Source organism: Neptunomonas phycophila (assembly GCF_001922575.1).
GTDB lineage: Bacteria > Pseudomonadota > Gammaproteobacteria > Pseudomonadales > Balneatricaceae > Neptunomonas > Neptunomonas phycophila.
In genome coordinates this window covers 1-303 of sequence record NZ_MRCI01000023.1, presented here as the reverse complement: position 1 = coordinate 303, position 303 = coordinate 1, and the positions used below count along the sequence as shown (strand labels likewise).

The following is a 303-nucleotide window of genomic DNA, read 5'->3' as shown; positions in this document are numbered from 1 at the left end:
TACCGTTCGTTGGGTTAGACACTTCAGTGATCGTTAATGGATCGCTGTCTGGATCCGTGTCGTTACCTAACAGGTCATTCGCTGTCATGGTGTACGGTACGTCTTCTTCGCCATTGAAGCTGTCGTCGATCGCGTCTGGACCGTCGTTCATGTCGACAAAGTCGATGGTGACTGTCGCCGTGTCAGTACCGCCATTGCCGTCTGTGATGGTGTAGTCGTACGTCGCTTCGCCTACAAAATCCGCATCCGGTGTGAAGGTAATTGTGCCGTCAGCATTCAGAACAACGGTACCGTTCGTTGGGT

At 52.5% G+C, this 303-nt stretch carries 1 protein-coding gene; it reads right to left on the bottom strand.

What is annotated here, in order from left to right:
- The coding region (locus BS617_RS18310; protein ID WP_170870382.1) for a cadherin-like domain-containing protein at positions 1-303 on the bottom strand (303 nt) is incomplete at both ends.